The organism is Thermogemmatispora carboxidivorans (assembly GCF_000702505.1).
Taxonomy (GTDB): domain Bacteria; phylum Chloroflexota; class Ktedonobacteria; order Ktedonobacterales; family Ktedonobacteraceae; genus Thermogemmatispora; species Thermogemmatispora carboxidivorans.
This window is the reverse complement of record NZ_JNIM01000001.1, coordinates 4,217,158-4,241,213: the sequence shown is the minus strand read 5'-3', so window position 1 is coordinate 4,241,213 and position 24,056 is coordinate 4,217,158. Positions and strand designations below refer to the sequence as shown.

16 protein-coding genes are annotated in these 24,056 nt (G+C 63.0%); 11 read left to right on the top strand and 5 right to left on the bottom strand.

Translation table 11 applies throughout. From position 1 onward, the window contains the following. Nucleotides 1-15 precede the first annotated feature (15 nt). From N688_RS16645 to N688_RS16635, 4 genes are all read right to left on the bottom strand, one after another. Nucleotides 16-1,272 (bottom strand): restriction endonuclease subunit S, encoded by a 1,257-nt coding sequence (locus N688_RS16645; protein WP_052890332.1) that lies wholly within the window; start codon nucleotides 1,270-1,272, stop codon nucleotides 16-18. Next, entirely contained in the window at nucleotides 1,262-2,950 is a 1,689-nt protein-coding gene (locus N688_RS16640; protein WP_202901947.1) for a type I restriction-modification system subunit M, read from the bottom strand. Before N688_RS16640 ends, N688_RS16645 begins: the two co-directional genes overlap by 11 nt. A gap of 337 nt (nucleotides 2,951-3,287) precedes the next feature. After that, complete coding sequence (locus N688_RS22945) at nucleotides 3,288-3,434, bottom strand: hypothetical protein (RefSeq protein ID WP_156025478.1); 147 nt, start codon at nucleotides 3,432-3,434, stop codon at nucleotides 3,288-3,290. A gap of 117 nt (nucleotides 3,435-3,551) precedes the next feature. Continuing rightward, nucleotides 3,552-4,517 carry an aromatic ring-hydroxylating dioxygenase subunit alpha gene (locus N688_RS16635; RefSeq protein ID WP_052890331.1) on the bottom strand — a complete coding sequence of 322 codons (966 nt, stop codon included), beginning with the start codon at nucleotides 4,515-4,517 and terminating at the stop codon, nucleotides 3,552-3,554. A gap of 423 nt (nucleotides 4,518-4,940) precedes the next feature. Between N688_RS16635 and N688_RS16630 the strand changes: the two genes are divergently transcribed. The 11 genes from N688_RS16630 (at nucleotide 4,941) to N688_RS16580 (ending at nucleotide 23,043) form a co-directional block, all read left to right on the top strand. Continuing rightward, nucleotides 4,941-7,265 (top strand): DUF8189 domain-containing protein, encoded by a 2,325-nt coding sequence (locus N688_RS16630; RefSeq protein WP_052890330.1) that lies wholly within the window; start codon nucleotides 4,941-4,943, stop codon nucleotides 7,263-7,265. Nucleotides 7,266-7,587: 322 nt separating this feature from the next. Next, nucleotides 7,588-8,475 carry a class I SAM-dependent methyltransferase gene (locus N688_RS16625; RefSeq protein WP_052890329.1) on the top strand — a complete coding sequence of 296 codons (888 nt, stop codon included), beginning with the start codon at nucleotides 7,588-7,590 and terminating at the stop codon, nucleotides 8,473-8,475. A 150-nt stretch (nucleotides 8,476-8,625) separates the two neighbouring features. Then, nucleotides 8,626-9,027: a secondary thiamine-phosphate synthase enzyme YjbQ gene (locus tag N688_RS16620; RefSeq protein WP_202901946.1), complete on the top strand. Its 402-nt coding sequence runs from the start codon at nucleotides 8,626-8,628 to the stop codon at nucleotides 9,025-9,027. 385 nt (nucleotides 9,028-9,412) lie between these two features. Next, complete coding sequence (locus N688_RS16615; protein ID WP_052890328.1) at nucleotides 9,413-10,963, top strand: serine/threonine protein kinase; 1,551 nt, start codon at nucleotides 9,413-9,415, stop codon at nucleotides 10,961-10,963. 135 nt (nucleotides 10,964-11,098) lie between these two features. Continuing rightward, a complete protein-coding gene (locus N688_RS16610; protein WP_052890327.1) occupies nucleotides 11,099-11,983 on the top strand; it encodes a vWA domain-containing protein in 885 nt (294 codons plus the stop codon). Nucleotides 11,984-12,105: 122 nt separating this feature from the next. Continuing rightward, complete coding sequence (locus N688_RS16605; RefSeq protein WP_052890326.1) at nucleotides 12,106-13,281, top strand: protein phosphatase 2C domain-containing protein; 1,176 nt, start codon at nucleotides 12,106-12,108, stop codon at nucleotides 13,279-13,281. A gap of 5 nt (nucleotides 13,282-13,286) precedes the next feature. Continuing rightward, nucleotides 13,287-16,352 (top strand): hypothetical protein, encoded by a 3,066-nt coding sequence (locus N688_RS16600; protein WP_052890325.1) that lies wholly within the window; start codon nucleotides 13,287-13,289, stop codon nucleotides 16,350-16,352. 105 nt (nucleotides 16,353-16,457) lie between these two features. Beyond that, nucleotides 16,458-17,774, top strand: coding sequence for a TRAFAC clade GTPase domain-containing protein (locus N688_RS16595; protein ID WP_052890324.1), 1,317 nt, complete (start codon nucleotides 16,458-16,460; stop codon nucleotides 17,772-17,774). Between the two features lie 113 nt (nucleotides 17,775-17,887). After that, nucleotides 17,888-20,812: a GAP1-N2 domain-containing protein gene (locus N688_RS16590; RefSeq protein ID WP_156025477.1), complete on the top strand. Its 2,925-nt coding sequence runs from the start codon at nucleotides 17,888-17,890 to the stop codon at nucleotides 20,810-20,812. Between the two features lie 111 nt (nucleotides 20,813-20,923). After that, nucleotides 20,924-22,441: a hypothetical protein gene (locus tag N688_RS16585; protein ID WP_052890322.1), complete on the top strand. Its 1,518-nt coding sequence runs from the start codon at nucleotides 20,924-20,926 to the stop codon at nucleotides 22,439-22,441. Between the two features lie 35 nt (nucleotides 22,442-22,476). Beyond that, the gene (locus N688_RS16580; RefSeq protein ID WP_052890321.1) at nucleotides 22,477-23,043 is read left to right on the top strand and encodes a hypothetical protein; all 567 of its coding nucleotides are present in this window, start codon (nucleotides 22,477-22,479) and stop codon (nucleotides 23,041-23,043) included. Nucleotides 23,044-23,152: 109 nt separating this feature from the next. Here N688_RS16580 and N688_RS16575 read toward each other — a convergent pair whose 3' ends face one another. Continuing rightward, the gene (locus N688_RS16575; RefSeq protein ID WP_052890320.1) at nucleotides 23,153-24,055 is read right to left on the bottom strand and encodes an ABC transporter permease; all 903 of its coding nucleotides are present in this window, start codon (nucleotides 24,053-24,055) and stop codon (nucleotides 23,153-23,155) included. Nucleotide 24,056 lies beyond the last annotated feature (1 nt).

The following is a 24,056-nucleotide window of genomic DNA, read 5'->3' as shown; positions in this document are numbered from 1 at the left end:
TCCCTTCTACGTGTCTCATGCCGGCTCCTGCTCCAGAAGCGGCTGAACTGAGAGACGACCACTCATGAGTTCTTCTAGCAGCGCGCGAAAAAGCTCTTGATAGAGGGCTAGCTCCCGCTCAAGGGCGGCGATTTTGGCATCAATGCTAGTAAGGATGCCCGATATGAAATCTTGTTCATCTATTCTTGTTAATGGTAAGAGTAGATTTTCGATAATTGGTATATTTATTCCTTGCTTTAGTTTTCCTCCTTTATTTTGAGAAATCTGTCTCCAATATAAATCACTTTGGAAAAAGTATGCTACGAAATGAGGTTTTAAGTAACTCTGGCGACTGATCCGTATGCGTAGAAGGTAAGAGGCAAATATTGTATTATCTGGGCAATTCGTAATCAATTGCGCTTTACCAGTGGTAGCTCCTATGCGTGCTACAATGATATCGTCATTGCGTAATAAGTAAGCATCTTTTAATTGTTCTGGACATTCACAATAGGGAACATGAGACCAATCAATAGATGAGCCATTCAAGTCTGTAATCCGAAGAAATTTAGGTCCCACTGGCCAGTTCTTCGCACTTGCCGTGTAGCCATACTCAGGGTGATAACAGTATTCACCCAATTTCACCACCTTCCAGCTCTGCGGGATCTCGCCGATCTCCGTTTGCCTGGTTGGCTCGCCGCGTGTGCCGTAGCGAAAGAGGTGGTGCATCAGGGCGGCCTTGCGCTCGCGCTCCAGCTCCAGCTCGCGCCGCAGGGCCTGCATCACCTCCTGCACGGCGCGCAGCACACGCGCGATGGCCCGCTGCTCGCGAAGAGGGGGGAGCGGTACAGGTAGGGTTTTCAGCGCTTCGGTGTTGAGCCTTTGTCGTCCCGTTGTCCCTTCCATCCTGCTGGCTAAGCTCTGTCGGACATCACCTTTGAGTAAGAAATAGAATAAAAAGAGCTTGTCACTAATATTAGCTTTTTCTCTTAATGGTATGACTTCTGTAGTTGCTAGCCCGAATGGTAAAGGTAAATCTTCAGCTATTGCTTGCTTACCATTTTCGAAAGAAGGCGTAATTTTGGGGAGAAGGATGTCCCCCTCTTTAAAGAAGGTGCCGCTTGATATTACAGATGGATCTTTCATTAAGAAGCCGTCAATAGCTATTTTATCGGAAGGGATCAGCTCCATAGGTACAAAAGGAATAGCTTTATAGTCTGTAAGCCGCACTTCTCTAGGCTTGCTTGTAAACTCTGCAATTTCAGCGAGAGGGACACGTTTCCAGCTACCAGCCATGCTCTATCGGTGCCTGCTTTATACTCAGTTTGGAGAGAAGCCTCTCCAGTTCCCGCTCGGCCTCCTCGCGTTGGGCACGAACGCGGGCCAGATCGGCCAGGATCTCCGGCAGAGGGCGATAGCTCGCCGCCGGGGTCGTATCAACAAACTGCGACGGACTCAAATTATAATCCGTCGCGCGCGCCTCCTCCAGCGTAATCACCCGGCTCAAGCGCGGGCGCGACTCCCAGGCCCGGTAGACCTCTACAATCGAAGCGATCCCCTCCTCGCTCAAGACATTCTTCGGCTTCTCCTTCACGAAGAGCTGCGAAGCATTCACCAGCAACAATTGACCGCGTCGCTCCTCCGGCTTCTGACGACGCAGCAACAGCACAATGCCCGGCGCCGACGTATTGTAGAACAGATTATCGGGCAGCAGAATCACCGCCTCGATCAGATCCCGCTCCACAAAGCGCGCCCGAATCTCGCGCTCGCGGTTACTATTCTTACTCCCCGAGCCGCGCGAGACCGCCCCCGTATCCAGCACCACCGCCGCCTGTCCCTGCTCATTCAGCGAGGCATAGATATGCTCAATCCAGCCCCAATCTGCCGAATTGGCGGGCGGCTTTCCAAAACCCTGACAGCGCCCATACGGATCATGATCGTAAAACTCATCATCGTAGCCATCCTGGTTCCACATCGGATTAGCCACCGCATAATCGAAGCGACGCAAGCCGGCCCCCTCGGCCACAAAACCGGGCCGGCGCAGCGTATCGCCTGGCAGCAAGAGCGCATCCGTATAATCGTGCAAGAACATATTCATCTTGGCAATCGCCAATGTCACCGGATTCAGCTCCTGCCCAAAGAGGCGCGGCGCCTTACTATGCTCCTCGGGATGGTGTTCCTCAAAATAGAGGCGCGCCTTAATCAACAGCCCGCCCGAGCCGCAGGCCGGATCATAGATCGTACTGCGCGGGCGCGGATCGAGCAGCGACGCAATCAGCCAGCCCACCTCTTTCGGCGTATAGAACTCGCCCGCGCTCTGCCCCTGGCCCTCAGCAAACTTGCGCAGCAGATACTCATAGGCGCGGCCCAACACATCCGGCTCCGCATTGCGCAAACCCAGGCGATGGCGACTGATCACCTCGATCAAGGCCGCCAGCCGCTCATCGTCCAGCGTCCGCTGACCGCCCTGGCGCTCATTATAATCGCGGACATTGATCACCCCATCGAGCGCCGGATTCAGCTTCGCCACCTGCTGCATCGCCTCCGAAACAAACTCACCCAACCCAGCCAGACCATGATTGCGCAATTGCTCCCAGCGATAGGCCGCCGGAATCAGAAAGCGCACCATCGGCCTGCGTCCCTCCAGCAGCGCCTGACGGTGATCCTCCTCAATAAACTGCTGCGCTACCGCCTCATCGCCGAAGTGCCTGCTCCACTCTCTGCACTCATCGTCAAAGACATCCGAGAGCCGCTTATAGAACACCAGCGGCAGAATAAAATCCTTGAACTTCGGCGCATCGGTCGCCCCACGGATCGCGCAAGCGGCATCCCAGAGCCATTGCTCCAGCTCAGCGATCGTCAAATGCTCATCGGAGCGCAGCGCCAGTGGCAAGACCGGATTCTGCGCCATCTGGGGATCAACCTGATGGCCATTGCCCTTGTTCCCCGGCTTCCCGTTCTTCTTGCGCGGCACAAGGGACCTCCTTCTGCAGCGGAGTCGAGTTGAGCGAGGCTCTATTATACACGTGCCGAAACCTCCTCACAAGCCTCCTGGCGCCGTAGGTAACTGCTGGAGCGGACTGCTAAAGCGATCGCCCACTGCTGTCTGCTCTTCCCCAGTCGGCCCGGATGCGGCAGACCAAAAGCGCGGTCGAGGGTCTGACTGCAACAAAAAAGGCGGCCAGAGCAGGTGCCGCCGGCTCTAACGCCGCCTACAACACCGCTCTGGCCGCCTCCCCTCGCATAGAAAAGGGACGAGCTGCGAGTATACGCTAGCTGAGGAGACTGAGGCCACAATCATGGGTCCTCATTCAGGAAGAACTCTGCTCGTCTCTCATGGCATGACGACCACCCGCACGACGCTCCAGAAAAGCCGGCCAGGCGCAGCGGATGCGCTCTACACAGCGTCGGTACGAAACCAGCCGCGTCACCTCGGGCGGGTGAGAAGTCGCGCTCATTGGTTGCCCCTCTTTGTGCGCCTTCTTCTATAGTGAAGGACGAATAACAAGACCAGCAGTAACAGCCTCTACGCTGCTTTTCCTGTTAAACAGGCAAAAAGAACACCTCAAACCAGCCTAGGCTGTCCCGAAAGTCACCCCCAGGCGGCGCAGCCAGCGGCGATATGCAATAGCTGTGCGATCCGAGCGCAGATGCAGCTCTGCCTGCAGATCCAATGGCAGCAGCTCAGGACGCTGCGACTCAATCACGCGAACATCCTGCTGCATCACCATATCCTCGAAGCGTCGAATCTCCTCCTCACTCTGCTCCCCATAGTTCAAAGCCACATACTGCCAGCCGATGCAACGGCGCTCGCTCACCGGCGTCACCGTAAAGAACATCGCAAAGCGCGGCCCCTGCGACGTCTTCACAAAATAGGCCGTTAACGGACGCAGCACGCGGTAGGTATAGGTCACCTCTGCGCCCTGGCCACTACCATCAGGGTTCGGCTGCCAGACCGTAATATCGCGCGCCGTGATGCCATCCTCGCCCGTCTCCACCGTATAATCATTGATCGCCGCATGGCCCGGGTCGCCCAAGAGGCCCGCATGCACATACGGAAAATGCGCCACATCAAGGAAATTCTCAATAGCGCGCGGCCCACTGGTCTCAATTGAGTATGGGCCGGTGTGCACCTTGCGGAAACTGGCATCATCCCACTCGGGAAAAACCGGCACATCATGCTGAGGCTCACCCAGCGTCACCCAGACCCAATCGTAGCGCACACAGCTCCGATAGACGCGCGCGTGGGCCGTGGCCGGCGGCTTCTGGTCAGGATGGGCTGGGAAACGCACACAATGCCCCTCCTCATCATAGGTCCAACCGTGATACGGACAAATCAAGCAGCTATCCTCAACGCGTCCCAGCGAGAGACGCGCGCCGCGATGCACACAGAGATCGCGCCAGACATGGACCCGTCCGTCAACCTTCCACAGGACCAGATCCTCATCAAGCAAGCGCGCCGCCACTGGTTGACGCTCGGGTAAAGCCGGCGCATACGCCACCACATGCCAATCGTTGAGCAAAACGGGATCATTCAACATAGGGCCTTGCTCGTCGCTCCCTTCATAGCCTTACGTACGGGCTGATAGACTGCTAGAGGCCAATCCCTTCCTTCCCTGGCCAGACCTGGTCGGGCTGGACGCGGGAAGCGCGAAGATCAGCCGTCGACTGACCGCTATGCTTCAGTATAGCCGCTGAGCGCGTGGGCCGACAACTGACAGCCGTCCCTCCACCGAGCAAGCAGACTCCAGAAAAAAGTGATGCTAGAAGTACTATTTTCTCCCGTTCAATGGGACTTTTGTCCCGAAAAAAGGGAGTGTAGGCTATAATAAGCCCAAGGGAAGTAGGAAGGCGGCTGTTCCAGCGAAGCGCATCACGGCGAGACACAGCGAAGCACAGGAAAGCATCTCTGGAAAACAGACAAGGCACGCAACGCAATCAGAGGATAGGGTTGAGACGGGCCGATGATAGACTATGCAGGGCAACAACTCGGTAACTACCGTCTGCTCAAAGTGCTTGGCAGCGGCGGCTTTGCCCGCGTCTACCTGGGCGAGCACATCTATCTCAAGACACCAGCGGCGATCAAGGTGCTGCAGACGCGCCTGACCCAGGACGCTCTCAATCAGTTCCTGGCCGAGGCGCGCACCATTGCACGTCTCTCGCATCCGAACATCATCCGTGTCCTGGAATTCGGCATTCAAGATGAGACGCCCTATCTGGTCATGAACTACGCCCCCTACGGCTCACTGCGCCAGCGCCATCCCACTGGCAGCGTTCTGACGCCGGGGCGCGTCCTCTCCTACGTGCGTCAGATGGCAGCAGCCCTGCAGTATGCGCACGAGCGCCAGATCATCCATCGCGATGTCAAGCCTGAGAATATGCTGCTCGGCGACAACTTTGTGCTCCTGCTGAGCGACTTTGGCATCGCCATGCGCGCCCCGGGGGCGGGAGTGACGCGCACGCCGTACGCCCCGCCCAATGCCGCCGGCACCACAACCTATATGGCGCCGGAGCAGATCGACGGCGCACCAACGCCGGCCAGCGACCAATATGCTTTAGGGGTGGTCGTCTACGAGTGGCTCTGCGGCAGTCCGCCCTTTGTAGGGGGCGAGATGCTCGTCGCCCTGCAGCATCTGCAGGCGCCCCCGCCGCCGCTGCGCGAGAAGCAGCCCGCCCTTTCGCCGGCCATCGAGATGGTCGTCCTCAAGGCCCTGGCCAAAGACCCGCGCGAGCGCTTTGCCAGCGTCGCCGACTTTGCCCGCGCCCTGGAGGCCGCTTTCGCTCAGGCCGCCGATGAACCGACCGTTGAGGTTCCGGCGACCCGTCTGACCCTCTCCGTTCCCACCGCGCCAGAGCCGGAGCCGCAGCGGCCTGGCAGACCACTGCTCTTGCCCGCTCGTCTGGCCTCGGCTACTGAAACGGGGCGCCAGGCCGCTCAGTCCGCCGCCCTGCTGGCGCGTGCCGAGCGCCCAGAGAGCGCGGAATCCTCCGCCGCCGAAGCTCGTGCCGACAGCCCTGCAGCCGGCTCTGCCGAGGCTGAGGCCGCCGCAGTATCGCCCCCGTCCCTCGCTAGCGTCGAGGCCGAAGCCGCCAGTGCCGGCGCCAGCAAGCCGAGCGCGGCGCTGCTCCCAGCGGTACCTGTGACTCCCGCTCCACCCTCCCTGCTGCCACGGCGCTCGCTGCGCTGGCTACAGGCCACGCTGAAGGCGCTGCCCCTTGGCAAGCCTCTGCCAGAGACGCAGCCGCTCTCGCGCCGCCAGGCCCTGCTCAGAATCGGAGCCCTGGCCCTCCTCAGCGCCGCAACCGGCGATCTCGCCGTGAGCGCCTTGGAGGAGCAGCTTGCCTCCCTGAGCAGCCTGCTGGGACGGCAAGGCCCTGCCCCGGTCTCCCATCCTCATCCGACGGCCACCGCCCAGGTCAAACCGTCACCCTCGCCTACCAGGCAGCCGGCCAAACCAACGCCGCAGGCCCAGGGGACCGCTCAGGCCCTCATCATGGGCATTAACAGCCGGCCAGCTCTGGCCTCCTGGGGCGTCCGCCAGCTCGACCTCTTCATCCGCGCCGCCGACAATACGCTCTGGCATCGCCATTTCGATGGGCATTGGCGCGACTGGGAGCGGCTCACCGGCTCGCTGGCCTTCGATCCCGTGGCCGTGGCCTGGGGCCCTGAGCGCTTCGATCTCTTCGTGCGCGGCGTCGACAATAGCCTGCTGCATTGCTGGTTTGACGGCTCCTGGCACGACTGGGAGAGCCTCGGCGGCTCGCTGACCTCCAATCCGGCAGTGGCCTCCTGGGGAGCCGGGCGCCTCGATGTCTTTGCCCGCGGCAGCGATAACGCCCTCTGGCATAAGTGGTACGACGGCCTCTGGCATGACTGGGAATCGCTGGGCGGCGTCATCACCTCAGCCCCGGCAGCCGTGTCCTGGGGGCCGGGCCGCCTCGATGTCTTCGCCCGTGGCGCCGATAACGCCCTCTGGCACCGCGCCTTTGGCACGAGGTGGGGGCCGTGGGAGTCCCTCGGCGGCAGCTTCATCTACGACCCGACCGTGGCCTCCTGGGGAGCCGGACGCCTGGATGTCTTCGCCTGCTCGCCCGCCGGCTCACTCCTGCACCTGGCCTACGACGGCAGCTGGCACTCCTGGGAATCGTTCGGTGGACGCCTGGTCTCGTCGCCAACCGCCATCTCCTGGGGGCCCGCATACATCGATATATTTGCTCGTGCCGACACAAATGCTCTGCAGCACCTGTGGTTTGACGGCAGCTGGCACCCCTGGACAGTGCTCAACTAAGCCGGGCTGCTGTGTTACCTCTTCCTGCTTGACTTGCCACTCCTGATAGTCTATCCTGGAACGTGTCCCTGTGGGTTGCCTTGGCCGCAAACGAGAAGGAAGGGCTGCCTTTCGCGCCCACGAGCACCTGGCGTCTTCGATACAGCGATAAAGTGCCTGCCCGTCTGCCTGCTATGCCGACGCAGACCGCTGGCAGAGGAGTGATCGACAGCGACAGCGCTGAGGAAGCTCAGCGCTCCTGCCGACCCAGCTCTGCCGGCTCTGAATGCGCCTGGCCTCACCGTTCGTTGGAGTTCAGAGAAAGGACGGAACGGAGAAACCAATGGCTACCTCTGATCACCCTGCCCCCTCTTCCGAGCCTACAGCCCAGAGCCAATATACGATCGATGCTGAGGATGCCGCCGAAACGTCGCGCCTGATGATGCAGGACCAGCTGCTGACGCAGGCGATGGGCGGCCTGCTGCCGGAATGGACAGCCGAGGAACTCAGCGGCGTGCAGCGGGTCCTTGATATCGGATGTGGCCCCGGTGGCTGGGCCCTCGCCCTGGCAGCAGCCCATCCCTCGATGGAGATCGTCGGCTTCGACATCAGCGAGACGATGATCCGCTACGCCTTCGCCCAGGCCCGCGTGCGCGGCTTGACAAACGTCTCCTTCGAGGTAATGGATGCTCGCCAGCCCCTGGCCTTTCGCGATGCCTCGTTTGATCTGATCAACGCCCGCTGGATCTTCGCCTTTATGGATCAAGAGAGCTGGCGGTCGCTGATCGCTGAGTGCTGGCGCCTGCTGCGCCCCGGCGGCCTGCTGCGCCTCTCAGAGCCGGAGTTAACAGTGACCAATAGCCCCGCCTTTCAGGCGATGATGGGCCATCTCTACACGGCCCTGGCCCGTCTGAAGCGCACCTTTTCGGTCGATGGCCACACCAGCGGTGTCCCTTATATGCTCGGCAAGCTGCTGCTGGAGGCCGGCTTTGGGACCATCCGCAAGGTGCCCTATGTGGTCGATGGCTCCTATGGCAGCGACATGTACGCTATCAGCGTCAAAGATGCCGAGGTGGCCTTCGCCTTGACGAAACCCTTCTTGCTGCACTTCGCCTCGCTGAGCGAGGCCGAGTTTGATACCCTCTATGAGCGGATGCTGGTGGAGATGCTCAGCGAGGACCACGTCGGCCTCTGCTATGCCTTGACCATCTGCGGACGCAAACCCAGCTAGAGAGCTGGCTACCAGGAGTGGTCGCGCGGCTGCAAACGAGAGGCCGGATCGGATGGCCCTCTGTGATCGCGCGCACGGGCTGGACTGTTCTGCGCTCGCCGGGTTGCCAAGACAGAGAGACGCTGCTGCAACATCCAGGAGGAGTAACCTATGGCTGAGATGAAGATTCTGGCTGTTGAAACCCGCGACAAGGATCAGATCATCGACATTACGGATACGGTGGCGCGCTATCTCCACGATGTCCAGCGAGAGAGCGGCCTGTGTACGATCTTTGTGCCGCATACAACCTGCGCCGTGACGGCGATGGATCTCGACCCGGGCACCGATCTCGATTTTCTCGAGGCCCTGCGCCGCCTGCTGCCGTCGATCCGCTATCGGCATCCGCACGATCCTGCCCATACGCCCGATCACATTCTGGCGACACTGATCGGGCCATCGCTGGTGGTGCCCTATGCTCAGCGCCGCCTATTGCTGGGTACCTGGCAGCGCCTCGTGTTGGTGGAGCTGGATGGGCCGCGACGCCGCACCCTGCACCTGACCTGCTTCGACTGAAGCCTCGGCAGGCCGCACCGCACCGCCTTGCCCTGGCCTGATGCGACGGCGGCGCCAGAGAGCGCGCCGCCCGTCCTTGCCTTTTCGTCCCTCCTCACTATTGCGTTCGTTTTTTACTAAAAAAAGTTGGCTGGCGCGAGTAGCGCCAGCTTCGCCCCCCGAGTAAGCGTACGCTTGAATAGCCAGCGTTGCTGTGCTATGCTACTAAAGTAAGCTGCCGGCAGTACAATAGAGACATGGTTACGTTGCAATATACATGCAGGGTCACTCTAGAGGCTGGCTTCCATTGTGCGCCCTCATCTCCCGACCCTGTCCGTAGGAGGTGTGGCTGGCCGGTAGTGCGTCCTGGCGAGTGCTCTGCTCTGAAGTCGAGAGAGGTCCCATCATGGAAATCGATGGCGAGGTGCTACTTGGCCAGCAGGTAGGTCCGTATCGCCTGGTCGAGGTCCTGGGCAGTGGTGGCTTTGCCTGCGTCTATCGTGGCCGATGGGGGGCGGATCAAGAGGTAGCGATCAAAGTCAGTCGACGCTCGCTGGATTCGCTGGAGAGCCGCGAGGACTTTGAGCGCGAGGTGCGAATTATCTCGCGCCTCAGCCATCCCAACATTATCCGGCTCCTTGACTACGGCATCCATGAGGTGGAGCTGCAGGGGCAGTGGCTCGCCTTGCCCTATCTGGTCATGCCGCTGGCTCCTGGGGGGAGCCTGCGTCAGCTTGTACCCCGGGGCCGGCGCTTGCCGCCAGAGGAGGTGGTACGCTATGTACAGCAGGTGGCGGCGGCGCTACAGTATGCCCACGACTTCCGCGAGCCTGACGGGCGCGAGAATGCTATTCTGCATCTCGATGTCAAGCCGGCCAACATGCTCATTGGCGAGCGGGGGCAGATCTGGCTCAGCGACTTCGGCATTGCCATTATCGGTCACAAGACGCTCCGGGTCAGTGATCCGCTGGCTGCGGCGCAGTCGGTGGGGGAGACAGCGGTCTGGGGCTCGCCCGAGTACATGGCGCCCGAGCGTTTTGAGGGCCTGCGTCGCCGCGCCAGCGATCAGTATGCGCTCGCTGTGACTTGCTACGAGTGGCTGGCCGGCGCTCCCCCGTTCAGCAGTGCCGCCCCAGATGCGCAGGTGCGCCTGCAGGAGCTGAGCCGGCTCCATCAGACGCAGCCGCCGCCTCCGCTGACGGCGCGCTTTGGCGATATTCCCCCTGCGGTGGAGCGGGTCATTTTCAAAGCGCTGGCGAAAGATCCCGATCAGCGTTATCCGAGAGTCAAAGCCTTCGCTGAGGCTCTGGAGCAGGCGGTCACCGCGCAGCGCCGTCCGCCGCAGTCGGGGCCGGGTCACGAGCCAGCAGTCGCGTCAAGGTCCGCGTCGGCCTTCACGCCGGCATTGACCCCCGACCCGGGACCGGCGAGGCTCTTCCTGGGAGGGCGATCGTTCTCCCCTGGCGGGAGCCTGGCCTCAACCACGCTCCCCAATCTGCCCACGCACTCCTCGGGCCTTCTCCTGGCTCCTGCCTTCTCGCTCCAGTTGCCGCCAGTAAAACCGCCGCATCTCTTCAGCGGTCACCGCTCCTTTCTCTCTCTACCTGAATTTCGTCTATTCCGATTTACACATTTCGTGCTAATTATTCTGGCCGGGATTCTCCTACTCGCTGCTCTTCCTAAGCTGTGGTGGCTGATCTTGCTCTCCATCCCCCTGATGATGGCCCTCTTCCTACTGGCCATCAGCCGTCGGCATCCACTCGTCGCCCAGGCGTTGGGCCTGCTGGTGGCGTGCTATTACGGGCTGAGCGGTTGGGTGTGGGCTTACAAATTCATCGCCCATGTTGGGGGCGAGCGCCTCCTTGGAGGCGTGATTTCCAGTCTGCTGGCTCTGGCTGCCTGCGCTGCCTGTCTGTATGCCAACTACCGCTATGTCAAGCTGCGCCTCCGCTGGTGACTGAGGAGAGGGATGAGGTAGGGGCGGCTGCCAGCTCGGTAATGTAAAAATAGGCAAAATTGTCGAGTAACTGGCGTTCTCCCAGTAGAGTGGCTCCAGTGTAACAGCAAGCGGTGAACGAGGAGCAGGATTGTCATGCCATATCTGCAGCCCTGGAGCAGCCGTCAACCTGGCTGCCTTATTCTGCTGATTGATCAATCGGGATCGATGGATGAGCCATTCGGGTTACAGCAGGCTGGCGGTGGGCGGCGCAAATGCGAGATGGTAGCGACAGTAGTCAATGGCTTCCTGAACGAGCTTATCACGGCCAACACAGTCATTGACAAGGAAGGCATCCCCGAAGTACGCCCGCGGGCGGAGATTGCCGTTCTGGGATACAGTGGCACGACAGTGACGTCGGCCCTCAAGGGGGGACTTGGGCGGAAAGAGTTTGTGACCCTGGGGGAGCTGCAAGATCAGCCCCTGGCTGTGGAGCGGCGCAAGAAGCGCGAGCTTGACGAGACGGGCGCGGTCTATGAGCTAGAGATCTCTTTTCCGATCTGGGTCAAGCCGGTCTCCAGAGAAGGGACGCCGATGTGTGCCGCCTTGCGGTATGCTGCCGAGCTGGCCCAGCGCTGGGCTGCGGCCCATCCCAACAGCTACCCGCCGGTTGTCATCAATGTGACTGACGGAATGGCCACTGATGGCGATCCGACGCCGATCGCGCAGGACCTCTGCCGGGTGGCCACTGCCGATGGCAATGCCCTCCTGTTCTCCGTGCACATCACCAGCCTCAATTACGCGCCGGTGGAGTACCCGGCAACGGAGAGCGAGCTGCCCAACGATCCCTACGCCCAGCTCCTGTTTCGCATCAGCAGCCTTGTCCCCGAGACCAGTCGGGCGCTGCTAGCGGCGATGCTGCAGCGCGACATCGGCCCGCAGGCCCGCGGCCTGATCTTTAACGGTGACGCTGTTTCCGTGCGCCTGATGTTTAACTTCGCCAGCCTGCCAGCCACTCAGCTTCTGGACCCGAATCGCTGAGAGATGACGCGGAGCGCCAGCGGGAGGGTCAATTGCCTGCCTGTCTGACCGGCTGCCGGCGACCGTCCGCTGTGAGGTCCTTGTCGGTAGCTGTGAGCTGGAGACAGGGGAGAGACCTGTCGATGTTTGCCGAGATCAGCATTCTGGAGTACTGGAAATCGGAGCATGAGCGCGAGACCAACGAGGATGCCTGCGCGCTGGATGCCGGGCGTGGGCTGTTTGCCGTAGCCGATGGGGCCGGCACGACCTTGTTCGCCCGTGAGTGGGCCTTGACGCTGGCGGAGCTGTTCGTGACCTATCCGCTCTTGAGTGCTCACCCCTTCGAGGTAGAGTGGTGGCTAGACCTGGCCTGGACCCGCTACGCGAGCTATCTCTTGCCGGCAGAGCAACTGCCGCCGGCGCTGCGCTACAAGTGGCTGCGTGAAGGCAGTCAGGCGACGCTGGCGACGCTGCGCGTAGTCGAGTCGGGGCCGGAGCGTGTGGTGGCCAAGGCGCTCGCCGTCGGCGATAGCTGTTTGCTCTGGCGCCGGGCGGGCAGCGAGCTGGTCGAGTCCTTCCCTCTGCGCTCGCCCGCCGAGTTCACAAAGCCGCCGCTCTGTCTGCCTTCGCGGGCGGCCCTCTTCCGCCGCTCCTTTCACCGTCTCCAGGAGCAAGAGCTGACGCTTGAAGCGGACGACTGCCTGATGCTGGCGACCGATGCCCTGGCGCGCTGGGTGTTGGCCGGTGGAGATGGCAGTTTGACCCCGGGCCAGTGCTTCGAGCTGGTGGCCCAGCAGCGACTGACCTCCTGGCAGGCCTTTGTCGAGGAGGAGCGGGCGCGGCGAGGGCTGGCCGACGACGACTGCACTGCGCTGGTTCTGACCTGTTGCCGAGCGGCGAGCGCGCGGGCCTGCCTGCTGGGCGCAACGCAGTCCTATCAGGGCGACCTTGTGCAGCAACGCCAGCGCGAGTTCGAGGAGGCCCGCCGCGCTGGCGACCGTCGACGGATGGCCGTGCTCTACGGCGATGGAGGCGCTTTTCAGCAGCCGCCGGGCCTGACCACGAATGAGGAAATCGCCCAGGCGCGGCGAGTGGCCGAGGCCCTCGATGAGCTGCTCTGGCAGCTCCGCCCGCTCCTGAATCGCGCCGATGCTGCCTGGCAGGCGGCTCGCCTCTGGGAGAGCTATGCGCCGCTGCTGGCTGCCGAGCCATGTGCCGCGTCGCTGCGCCGGACGCTGAGCGCCTTGGGCGTGCGCGGGGTCGAAGCTGGAGATGAGGCGGGGCAAGCGCCGCCGATCCGAGGAGAAAGGACGGAGTAGCCTCTATGCCCGGGCGTCTGGCTTTCGATGAGGCCATGCAGTTTGCGCGCAGCCGTCTCCTGGTGCCTGATCCTGAGCTGCGCGAAGGCCAGGTCGAGATGGTCGAGATTGCTACGCGCCGGGGTCCCATCAGGCGCCCCTGGGGAGTGGAGGGCGGCTTTGCCGTTGTCTACAAGTTCCGCACACGCAGCGGAGAGGTGCGCGCGCTGCGCTGTTTCCATGTTGACATGAAGGCCGATACCGAGGAACGCTATCGCCTGATCGCCGACTACTTCGCCTCGCAGCCGGCGCTGAGGGCCATTACGGTCCCTTTCACCTATCATCGTGAGGGCATCCTGGTGAAGGAGCAGGGCCGCAGCGAGGTCTGCCCTCTGATCGCGATGGAGTGGGTCGAGGGGCGCACGCTCTGCGAAGCGGTCCATGCCTCTGCTCTCCAAGGCGATCGGGCGGCCCTCAGCCAGCTCAGCCAGCGCTGGCAGGAGATCGTTTGGGCCATGCGCAGAGCACAGATGGCACACGGTGACCTGGCTGGCAGCAATGTGCTGGTCCGCGAGGATGGGCGGCTGGTGCTGGTCGACTACGACGGCGTTTATCTTCCGCCTCTGGCCGGCTATCGACCGGTGCTGGCTGGCCAGCAGGACTACCAGCATCCGCAGATGTATCAGCGCCCGTTTAGCGAGGAGACCGACGCCTTTTCGGCCCTCGTGATCACGACCGCTCTCTCCGCTCTGGCCGGTGATCCCTCGCTCTGGCGACGCTACGCCCGCATCGGTGAGCGCGGCAGGCCGCCCGAGTCGCTGCTCTTTACCGCTGAAGACTTTGCCGACCCCTCACGCTCGCGCCTCTTCCAGGAGCTGGTGAGCTGCCATGATCCGGTGGTTCGCCAACTGGCGCGGGAGCTGCAAGCGGCCTGTCTCCAGCCTGTCCAGGACGTACGCTTTCCGTTCCGCCTGCTCGACCCGGAGCACGAAAAGCGGCAGGCCCTGAGCGAATTGAGGGAGGCTATGACTCGCGGCGATGATGAGGCCATTGTCCGCGCCTGGCTGCCGCTGCTGGAGCAGTATGGGCCGGCCCAGTCCTATCGAGAGCGCGCGGAGCTGGCGCGTCGGCGTCTGGAGGCGCTGGCCCGTCTGCGCCAGGCCATTGCTCAGCGCTCCTCGCTGGAGGACATTCTGGCCAGCTACGATGCCGTGCTCGATGGCTGCAGTGCCCTGACCGAGCGCGAGCAGCTCCTGATCACTGAGGGGCGGCGCTTCCGCCAGGCGCTGCAGGAGCGCCATGACAAGGGGCTGCTCGCCGCGGCGACAAACTTGATTTCGCTCTATGGCCCCACGATCCTCAATGCGCAGGAACAGGCTCAGGTGCAGGCCGCCCGCGAGCGCTACGAGGCGGCCAGGGCCTGGGCTGAGGCGCGCCGGAGCGGTGAGGTGAGTGCTCTGGCCGCGGCCTACGAGCAGGTGTGGCGCTGCGGCCTCTCCCTGCCGCCAGAGGAGGAGATGATCGGATGCCAGGCGGCCCGCTTCTGTGCCCTGGTGGCCGACCCCGAGGCCGACGATGAGGCCCTGCTTGCGGCCTATGAGGCCCTGGCCCTTGGTCCGGCGGGGACCCAGCTCTCCTTTAGCGCCGAGCAGCGCGCGCGGGCTGAGCTGGCCGAGCGCCGTCTGGCGGCCCTGGCGCGTCTGCGAATGGCCCTGCGCAGCCGCCGTCTGCGGGCCGTGGCCGAGGCTGATGACCCGCTGCTGGAGACGTGCACGGCTCTCACGCCCGTAGAAAAAGAGCAGCTGGAGCTGGCGCGCAGCTTCTATGCTGCCGTCGAGGCAAACGATGATGCCAGCCTCGTTATGCTGGGCGAGCAACTGGAACAGGAGGCCACGGCGGAGGACAGCCTGCTCCTGACCAGCGAGGAGCGCGCTCTCCTGACGCGGGCCCGTCAGCGCTGGCGCTGCTATAGCTGTTTCCTGAGCACCCTGCACTCGCGCCAGCCGCGCCTGATCGCCGCCGCGGCTGATCCCCTCTTGCAAGAGGTCCGCCTCAGCAAGGATGAGCGCGAGCTGCTGGAGCTGGCTCAGGAGTTCGTCGCAGCCTATGAGGATGATCAGCGCCTCCTCGCCTTCTATGAGCGCTTGCTCTCCAGCCCGCACAGCGCCTTTTTCCAGTTCTCGCCGGAGGAGCAAGAGCGTCTGCATTTCCTCTGGACGCAAGAGCAAGAGTGGCGGGCCTTTGAGCAGGCGCTCATGACGGCCTCGCACGAGGCTGGCGAGGCGGGGCCGCGCCGAATACTGGCGGCCTATAACGGGCTGCCGGAGGCTCTGCTTGGGCGCCTCACGGCTGAGCACAGGCGCGCTCTCGCCGAGGCGCGCCAGGCCCTGGAGCTGCTCCACCTGCTGAAGCAGGAGCATGCGGATGAGCAGCTAGCCTCGGCCTACAAGCCGGAGCTGCTGGCGGTCTTTCCTTGGCTGCTGACTGCGGCCCAGAGCCAGCGCCTGGAGGTGATCCGGCTCGTCAAGGAACTGGAGGAGGCCTGGCGTGCCTGCGATTACCGACGCATGCTGCTGATTGCCAGGAGCATCCAGCAGCCGCAGCCCCTGGCGCGCTATGCGCTGCAACTGCGAGTCGCCAGCCGGCGTCTGGCGGAGCAGCTCCAGCCAGCGGACGTGCGCATGAGCCTGCGCTCAGCCGGCGGGGGCCAGCGCCTGATCGTCGCCTGGCGCTGGCCTGCCGATCCCTTGCTACGCTATCTCCTGATCTGCTGGAGTGTACAGGAGCTGCCGCCCCTGCCGCAGCCGCTTCGCTGGTGGCAATTGGAGCGGCTGGCTCACTACCGCCTGGTGAGCCAGCCCGAGGCGCTTGGCCAGGACCCGGCCTCATTGGACCTGCCGGTAGGCTCCTGCTCGCGCCTCCATGTGCTGCTCTGTGCCCTGCTGCCCGAGGACTGGTATGGCCAGGTGAAAGGCCGGTGGGCGCAGCGCGATGGATCTCGGACAGAGGAGCAGGCGCCAGACGCGCTCTGGTGGCCAGGGCGTGCCCTGAGCGCCGTCCTGCTGCCTGAGACGGAGGTGGTTCTCACCTGATGACGGGGCGGAGTGCAGGCCCTCCGTCCCTCCCGGCTACGCCTGGGCGGGCCTGACCTGGCCTGACTGGAGCCAGCCCATTCTATGCGAGGGAGCACCCATCATATGAGCTTGAGGCAGATTCTGATCGCTGCAATCAGCTTTCTCTGGGAGAAACTGACCTCCCTGCTCTATCGCGGACGTGTCGCCATCTGTCCCTCGTGCTGCGAGCGCATCTATCCTGGAGCCTGTGCCATTGTCAGCCTTCCTGATCTGCAGGCACTCCCTACGCTCGTCCCGCTGCAGCAGGAGCCGTCTGGCCTCCGGCGCGTCTTCTCTATTCTCTTCCCCACGTCGCTGCAGAGTGAATGGTTTGTCAGGCGGCAGGCGGTGCGCATCTGCTCGCACTGTCAATATCCCTTGCCGTACAATATTGAGCGCACGCGCCAGGTAACGATCGCCATCATTGGTGATGTCAGCTCCGGCAAGAGCGTGTACATTGCCGTGCTCCTGCACCTTCTGGAGGAGGCGGCCTTTATTCCCAGTCATCTGCGATTCCGCTGCCATTGCCTGACGCCCGAGGCTCGCGAGCGCTACGAGCGCGACTACGGGAAGCCGCTCTTTGTTGATAAGGTGGTGCCGCGGGGGACGCCGCGCGCAATTGAGATGACTCACCAGCCGATCATTTACGAGATTGCCATTCGTCTGGAGCCGGACCTGCCCCCGGTGCGCTTTAATCTTGTCATCTATGATACCTCTGGAGAAGATTATGTCATCCAGGCCAGGCAGGTCCGCTATGCTCCCTATGTGCTCAACGCGGACGCCATAATCTTCATGCTTGATCCGGTAGCTGTTCCCGCGATGCGCGCCAGCCTCCCGAGCGATCCCCATTTTCGCTATGGCCATAGTCTGGCCCTGGGGCATCCGCTCGATAGTTTCGGCAAAATAGTCCTCCCGCTGGCTCAGTCCGGCGTGCGGCGTCCGCGGCCCCTGGCGATCGCGCTTTCTAAAGCGGACCTGCTCAAAAAGCTGCGGCCTCTTGGCCAGCAATTTAGCTTTCTCAGGCGTCAGCCGGATTACCGCGGCGGCCTCGATCTGACCGATCTGACCAGCGTTGATCAGGAAGTGCGGCAACTGCTCTATGAATATGACCTTGGGCGCTTCGTGGAGGCCGTCGAGTTTTATCGGGGGCAGCTCTTTGACCCTGTGTGCTACACGGCGGTCTCGGCTATTGGCTATACCCCAGACGAGCAGGGGGGCATTCCGGCGATCAATCCCTGGCGTTGTCTTGATCCTTTTCTTTGGGTGCTACACGAGCTCCGCCTGCTCCCGGCCCGGCCCACTTCCGCAGCCGCGGCGCCAGCGCACGGGGGCCAGGCTCTCCTGGCCGGAGCTCCGTCAGCTCAAGCCTGGCAACTCTCTCAGCGGCGGGCGCAGCCCTGAACTGCCTGCCTGCAGGCGGTGAGGGAAGCTGAGGGGGTGGTGAGAGGGGGAGCGCAGTGGGCGGGTGGGCCGACAGGAACGGCAGCGCCGTTCTATCAAGCACGGAGGAGCGGATGATGAACGATCAAGCAGCCAATTCACAGCAGATTGAGCAGCTCTGGTATACCTGGTCTGAGCGTGGCCTGGAAAGCTCACTCGCCGCTGGCTATCGCGTGCGGGCCTGCTCGCCGGCGTTGCAGAGTGAGGGGCGTCTGGAGCAGGTGCAGCCCTATCTTCGCTATCAGCTACCTGCCGATGCTAATGTGACCAGCCTGGCGGTCGAGGAGGCGCCGCGGACGCTGGCGCTGGTCAAGAGCGGCAACGAGTGCCTATTACTGCACAAGGTTTACGCGGGGCGCGACGGCGCCGGGCGCCCCGGGAACTATTTTGTGCATCTGCTGGCCGGCTTGGAACCCACCTTTGGCCCCGACCGTGCGATTTGCTTCTGGCGTTATCAGGATGCCTTGCTCTGGCGTACCAGCGACGACCCCGGGCATGGGGTCATGCTCCCTCCCATCCCGCGCGAGGAGCTGGAGCTGCGCCTGCGCAAGCGCTGGGAACGGGCCTGGCGGCCCGAGGCTGTGCCGCGCGGACCGGACTTTTTCCAGCTCAGCGAGAGCGAGCGCAGCGCTGCGCTGGAGTTCTTGCCCCTATTGCTGCTGGCCTTCTTCGATCAGCAGGAGCGCAGCGATAGCCTGCAGGCTCAGCGTGAGGCGGAAAAAACCTCTTCGCAGATCAGGGGCGGCGGCAGGGAGGCCCTGGCCAGCGAGCACCAGAGCGAGACGGGCATTCCTCCCATTTGCCTGGTCGCCACTCCCGATCAGGCGGCCTGGCTGGTCTGGGCCCTGGCGCGGCTCCTGCCGCCTGTGTTGCGCCCCCGGCTGACCTTCAGCACCTACGAGGAGAGCGGCGATTTGAGCAGCTCGCGCCTCATCCGGCGCACATTCGCGCTGGTAGCCACCTGCCCGGCCTTGCCACAGCATGCCGCGACCTTCGTCAGTGAAGGCTTCTATCGCGGCGCCTGGGCCTTCAATCTCTTTACCGGTCTGCATTCGTCGCCTCGCGAATGGCCCGAGGTCCGGGATTTTGTGGAGCTGGCCTGTGCGGCCTTCCGCGGGGGCGACCTCAGCTTCATCGAGCAGCTTCATCGCGATCTTGAGGGAGGGGCCAGCACGATCGATGGCTTCCTCCGCGAGTACCAGCGCTGGCGCAGCAATCAGAGCAGCCTGGGGCCTGAGCAGGTCGTCGAGATTATCAGCCGCTACCCCGAGGATTTGTCTCAGCTCATGGTGCGCCGCCAGATTCTGGCACGGCTCTGCGATGACCAGCAGGGCGAAGCGCTGCTCGACCGCGTGCTGCCAGACCTGAGCCGGCTTGCGCGGCTACGGCTGGAGCAGCGACGGCTCGATCACTCCCTGGTGCTCTTTGAAAACGAGGTGCGCAGGCTATGGCAAGGGGCCAGACTCTCTGCCGCGGCTCGCGTGCGTCTCCTGCTAACGCTCGCTTCCCTGGGGGCCGGGCGCGAGCTGCTAAAGGAGGCCGTCAGGGCCTTGCTCGATGATCCCGCGGCCTATCCTGTCCTGCTGGCGAGGCCAGACCGCTGTAGCAAGGTCCTCGACTGTGCTGCTTCCACCCTGACCAGCAGCGAGGCGGAACACTACCGCGAGGTGGTGGACAGGCTCCTGCAGGGATATCAGAACTGGGAGACCTGCCGCTCGCTCCTATCGCTGGACCTGCCGCCCGCTTGGCGTGAGATGCGCTTACGCCTCTTGCTGAGCGTGCTGGAGAAGCTGCTGCGGCCCGCCGGTGGGGCGCCGCTGCCGCTCCGAGAGCGAGACTGGCAATGGCTGCTCCAGCTCCTGGGCCAGGCAGAGGACGCGGGGAGCCGCGATGTCGCTCTGCGCCTGGCGGTTGTCTTGCTGAGAGATCAAGCGGCTCCGGCCTTCGAGCTGCTGACCCGCTGTTGCCAGCTCAGTCCGCCGCCCACCGAGAACGAGATGGAGGAGCTGCTTGACGGCTCAGCCTTGCTGCGAGAGCTGAGCGCTCTGGAGCAGGGGCGCGTTGCCGCAAACTATCGCCGCGAGCTTCTGCGCAGCTATAGCCAGCAACTACGCTACTACGCGCCAGTCTATCTGCAGATGCGCCTGCCGGCCCTGGAAGAGCTGTGTTTGCGCTTCTTTACTCTGCTCTGCCTCACGTCGATCGCTGCTGAGAGAGAGGAGCTTGTGACGCTCCTCTTTGCCCAGGCCTCGAACTCTCTGCGTGAACGGCTGCTTCTTGTGTGGCCAGCGACGGAGACCAGGGCCGTGCTTTCCCTCATCAAAACGGGCGCCCAGCAGGGCGATCTCTTCTTCCTGCGCACTCGCCCCGGCGTCGTCTTCTATCGCAAGGCAGTTGCTTCGCTTCCCTTCGATGAGAAGCTGCAGCTACTGCAAGCGTGGCTGCAACATCAGCCTGATCCCCTTGATCTGCAGGTGCTGCTGACCTGCAGTGCGCTGACCGCTGAAGAAGGCGCCTGGCTGCTGGAGCAGTATGGCCCCATCTATCTCGCTCGCCCCGACTACGCCCGCTGTTGGGAGTTGACCCACCTGACCCATCTCTATCTGCTGAGCCTGACGCCAGAACGGCTGAGACAGCCCAAGACGAGAGGCCTGCTCAGGACACTGGTCGCTCCCAAAGCTGCGCTGCCGGATTCCCTGATCCTGCTGGCCTGGAGCTGGCTGCGGGTCGCGGAGGCCCTCGAGCAGCGCCAGACCAGGCCAGAGCTGGAAAAGGCCCTTGGCTACCTGCGACAGGCGCTTGATGATCAGGGCTATGCAGCACTGCTTAAGGAAATAGCCAATAAATTGAAGCTCAAGCACCTGAAACCAGAGCCAAAGAAGCCACGGGGGCAGCAGCCTGCCCTGGAGAAGCTGAAACCCGAGGGTTTTCCCAAGCAAGGCGCTCGCCTGCGTGGCCTGCCCTGGCTCGGGCGGCGCGGTCTGCGTCCGCGTCGCTGAAGGCCAACGATCCCCGACATCTTCTATCATGCATATCATAAATGCAATAACGATTATATTCTGCATCTCCATTTTTATGATGTTATGTTTGATTTTTATTAGAGGATAAGCATGCTGAGCATACAGAAGATCCAGGACGAGCTAGAGCACCTGGAGCAAGAGGTCAGGATCTTTGACGAGGCGGGGGCCGAGCGTCTGGCGCAGGTGCAGGCGGTGCTCTCTGGCTCCGGTCAGAGGACGGGGATGGCCTGGACTGGTCTGGACCTGCGCGCCTATCTGGCGCCCGACCTGATTGTCGCCGCCTATCGTGAGCAGCGGCAGCCGAAACGACTCCTCTTCCGCCTGGTAGAAGGCGCGCGCAATGTGCTGATCTTTCTGCCGATCATGGTCACCTGGTTGGGCATTGCCCAGGCCAGCGCGGCCTACCAGGCCTTCCTGAAGCCTTGTCTGCAGCAGCGCAGTCTCTGCCCCCCCGATGCGGCGCAGTCCTTCCTCTATCTCTGGCAACAAGGGTTTGATGATCGTCTGGCCGCCATCTGGCGCCTGAGCAATGTCGGCCTGTTTGACGCCTCGCTGCTGCTGATTGTCTTCCTGCTGACCCTTTGGGCGCTGCTGCTGGAGCGCCGCGGGGAGGAGCAGCGCGAGCAGGAGGTGAGGCTCTTTGAGCGCCGACTCGTCCACGCCGTCAGCGAGGCGACCTTAGCGCTGCGCAACCAGCGCATGGCCCTGGCGCCGGGCGAGAATCTGGCCGACGTGGCCCTGCGCATCGAACAGATGGCCGATACCGTGCTCGCTACCTTTGATCGTCTGGCGGCGCGCATCGGACAGAACTTCTCTGAGGCCAGCGACCGCTTTAAAGCGGTGGCCGAGGAGCTGGCGCGCTCCGTCGAGGGCATCAACCAGCGCTTCGCCCAGCAGTTTGATCTTGGCCAGAAGCTGCTTGAGCACCTGGCTGATCTGCTCGACGGGAGCGGGCGGCTGGCCAGCGAGCTGCAAGGAGCCGCCAGGACCCTGCAGGAGGCCACGCTGACCATCGCCCAGGGTCTCCAGGGGGTCGCCGGGCCAGTGCAGAGCCTGGAGAAGCGTCATGAGCGCCTGCTTGAGGAGTTCGTCGACGCCAACGACCGGCTCCAGAGGGTCTCGACCTCACTGGAGCCACTGGCTCAAGGCTGGCAGCGGCTGATGAACAGCATCGATGCCCTCGATCTGGCGGTAGGTCAATTGGCCAGCCTGGCCACCAGCCTGGAGAGCACCGCCCAGACCTGGCAGGGCTTCCTGAGCGCACTCTCCCAGGAACGCCAGGCGCAGGAGGTGCTGGCCCTGCGGCTGGGCGAGGCCCTGACGAATCTCCACGACGCCATTGACGCTCTGGGCCAGGGAGCCATCTACCTGCGCAGCATTGCCGTCGATATGCAGGATACGCTGCGCCTGCAGGCGGCAGCCATCCAGGACGGGCGCCTGCCTGCTCCTGGCTCCCCCGGCAGTCTGAGCGAGGCTGTGCAGACCTTGCGCCAGGGAGCCAGCGAGCTGCAGCAGACGGCGGCCTTGGTCGCCGAGGTGGCTAGCGCTTTCCGCACTCTGGCGCCCGTTGTGAGGCCGCAGTCCGAAGCCAGTGGGAGACAGCCCTGAGCGAAGCGATGCCGAGCTGAGAGGAGTATTCAACGATGTCCAGCTTTCAGCGTCCTCCCCGCGTGCGCGAGAGCACTTTGCTGGCCGGCTGGCTTTTTGCCGATTTGCTGCTCGGCCTGGCGGTGATCTTTCTGGCCGCCAATAGCTATGCGCGCCTCCCGCCCCCGACGACGCCGACGCCGACGCCAACCCCTACGCCGCATCTGAGCACGCCGACACCGACGGTGCTGCCGCGCCTCGAACTGCACCATCACCGCTTTACGGTGAACGTCGATGCCAACGGCCTGCTGTCCAACGATGCCGGAGCCATCGCCTCGCTCAAGAGGCAGGTGCGCGCTCAGGGCTTCCTGCGCGGACGCACCGCCGGCCTGGTCATCGTCTACGATGGCGCTCCCACCGTGGACGCCATCGGAACGGCGCTGGATGTCTCGCGCAAGGTGATGGGCCTGCTCGCCGAAATGGGCCGCCAGGAGCGCTTTGCGTTTACCTGCACCTCCTTCTACGATCCGCTCTATACGCTGGGCCAGGATCAGGCTACCGTGACCATCGATGTCTATCTGTTTACGGAGCACCTCCAGACTTGCCCGCCGGCTCTGTTTTAGCCGCTGGCCCTGGCGCTCCCCGGCCCGCTTCCAGGCGCGGGAGCGCCAGGAGCTGCTTTCCTCTTCCCTTGCTTGCTTACTTGCTTGATTGCTCTCGCGCCAGCTCGGGCTAGCGCTCGCGCTCGCTGCGCACAAAGAGGATGGTGCCCACCACCAGGCAGAGCAGCGTCAGGGCGCAGACGACCACCAGGTTGATCGCTGGCCCCTCCAGTACGACTTTGCTATACTCGGGCTGCCCACTGTAGACGACGTTGCGTAGCAAGTCGACGGAGTAGCGCAGCGGGGTGATCTTCGAGAGCAGGTCCAGGTACCAGGGCAGATTACGCATGGGAATAAAGATGCCTGCCAGAAAGAACTGTGGGAAGAGTAGCAGAGGAATGGCCTGGTTGGCACTGCGCTGGCTGTTGAAGAGCGAGAGCAGGAGGAGGCCCAGGGCTCCACCTGAGAAGCAGGTCAGCAGTGCCACGGGCACCAGCAGGGTCAGGCCCGAGGGCGAGATTGGGAAGTGGAAGAAGAAGATGCCCAGGAGCAGGACGAGTACACCCTGCAGCAGAGCGACTACCGAGGCCCCCAGGATCTTGCCGACGATCAGGGCGTAGCGTGAGACGGGAGCGATCAGGAGCTCCTGCGTGAAGTCGTTCTCGCGGTCCTCCAGCAGCGAGAGGAGGCCTTGCAGGGTGTGCTCATAGAGGGTCATGGCCAGGATGCCGGTGATGGCGAAGGCCACCAGGCTGTAGCCAACGGCCTGACCAAAGTTGCTCTGCAGCGGCCCCTCCAGGCCCAGAACGAGCAGGATGGGCATGATGACTGAGAAGACGAGAAAAGCCCTATCTCGCCGGTAGCGCATGATCTCGCGGGCGGCGATGGTTACGATGGCGTTCCAGGTCTGGTTCAGGGGGCGCTGGGCCGACTGCGTCTCCAGGATGCGATGCAGCAGCTCGTCGTGTTGGCTGACTTCCGTGGCTGGGGCCACGCTCGGCGTAGAAGACGATTGGGGGGAAAGCGTTGCCATG

Excerpts from the sequence above, each read along its gene's own strand:
- N688_RS16645 (WP_052890332.1), bottom strand. The coding sequence starts at position 1,272 with ATGGCTGGTAGCTGGAAACGTGTCCCTCTCGCTGAAATTGCAGAGTTT.
- N688_RS22945 (WP_156025478.1), bottom strand. The coding sequence starts at position 3,434 with ATGAGCGCGACTTCTCACCCGCCCGAGGTGACGCGGCTGGTTTCGTAC.
- N688_RS16635 (WP_052890331.1), bottom strand. The coding sequence starts at position 4,517 with ATGTTGAATGATCCCGTTTTGCTCAACGATTGGCATGTGGTGGCGTAT.
- N688_RS16630 (WP_052890330.1), top strand. The coding sequence starts at position 4,941 with ATGATAGACTATGCAGGGCAACAACTCGGTAACTACCGTCTGCTCAAA.
- N688_RS16625 (WP_052890329.1), top strand. The coding sequence starts at position 7,588 with ATGGCTACCTCTGATCACCCTGCCCCCTCTTCCGAGCCTACAGCCCAG.
- N688_RS16620 (WP_202901946.1), top strand. The coding sequence starts at position 8,626 with ATGGCTGAGATGAAGATTCTGGCTGTTGAAACCCGCGACAAGGATCAG.
- N688_RS16615 (WP_052890328.1), top strand. The coding sequence starts at position 9,413 with ATGGAAATCGATGGCGAGGTGCTACTTGGCCAGCAGGTAGGTCCGTAT.
- N688_RS16610 (WP_052890327.1), top strand. The coding sequence starts at position 11,099 with ATGCCATATCTGCAGCCCTGGAGCAGCCGTCAACCTGGCTGCCTTATT.
- N688_RS16605 (WP_052890326.1), top strand. The coding sequence starts at position 12,106 with ATGTTTGCCGAGATCAGCATTCTGGAGTACTGGAAATCGGAGCATGAG.
- N688_RS16600 (WP_052890325.1), top strand. The coding sequence starts at position 13,287 with ATGCCCGGGCGTCTGGCTTTCGATGAGGCCATGCAGTTTGCGCGCAGC.
- N688_RS16595 (WP_052890324.1), top strand. The coding sequence starts at position 16,458 with ATGAGCTTGAGGCAGATTCTGATCGCTGCAATCAGCTTTCTCTGGGAG.
- N688_RS16590 (WP_156025477.1), top strand. The coding sequence starts at position 17,888 with ATGATGAACGATCAAGCAGCCAATTCACAGCAGATTGAGCAGCTCTGG.
- N688_RS16585 (WP_052890322.1), top strand. The coding sequence starts at position 20,924 with ATGCTGAGCATACAGAAGATCCAGGACGAGCTAGAGCACCTGGAGCAA.
- N688_RS16580 (WP_052890321.1), top strand. The coding sequence starts at position 22,477 with ATGTCCAGCTTTCAGCGTCCTCCCCGCGTGCGCGAGAGCACTTTGCTG.
- N688_RS16575 (WP_052890320.1), bottom strand. The coding sequence starts at position 24,055 with ATGGCAACGCTTTCCCCCCAATCGTCTTCTACGCCGAGCGTGGCCCCA.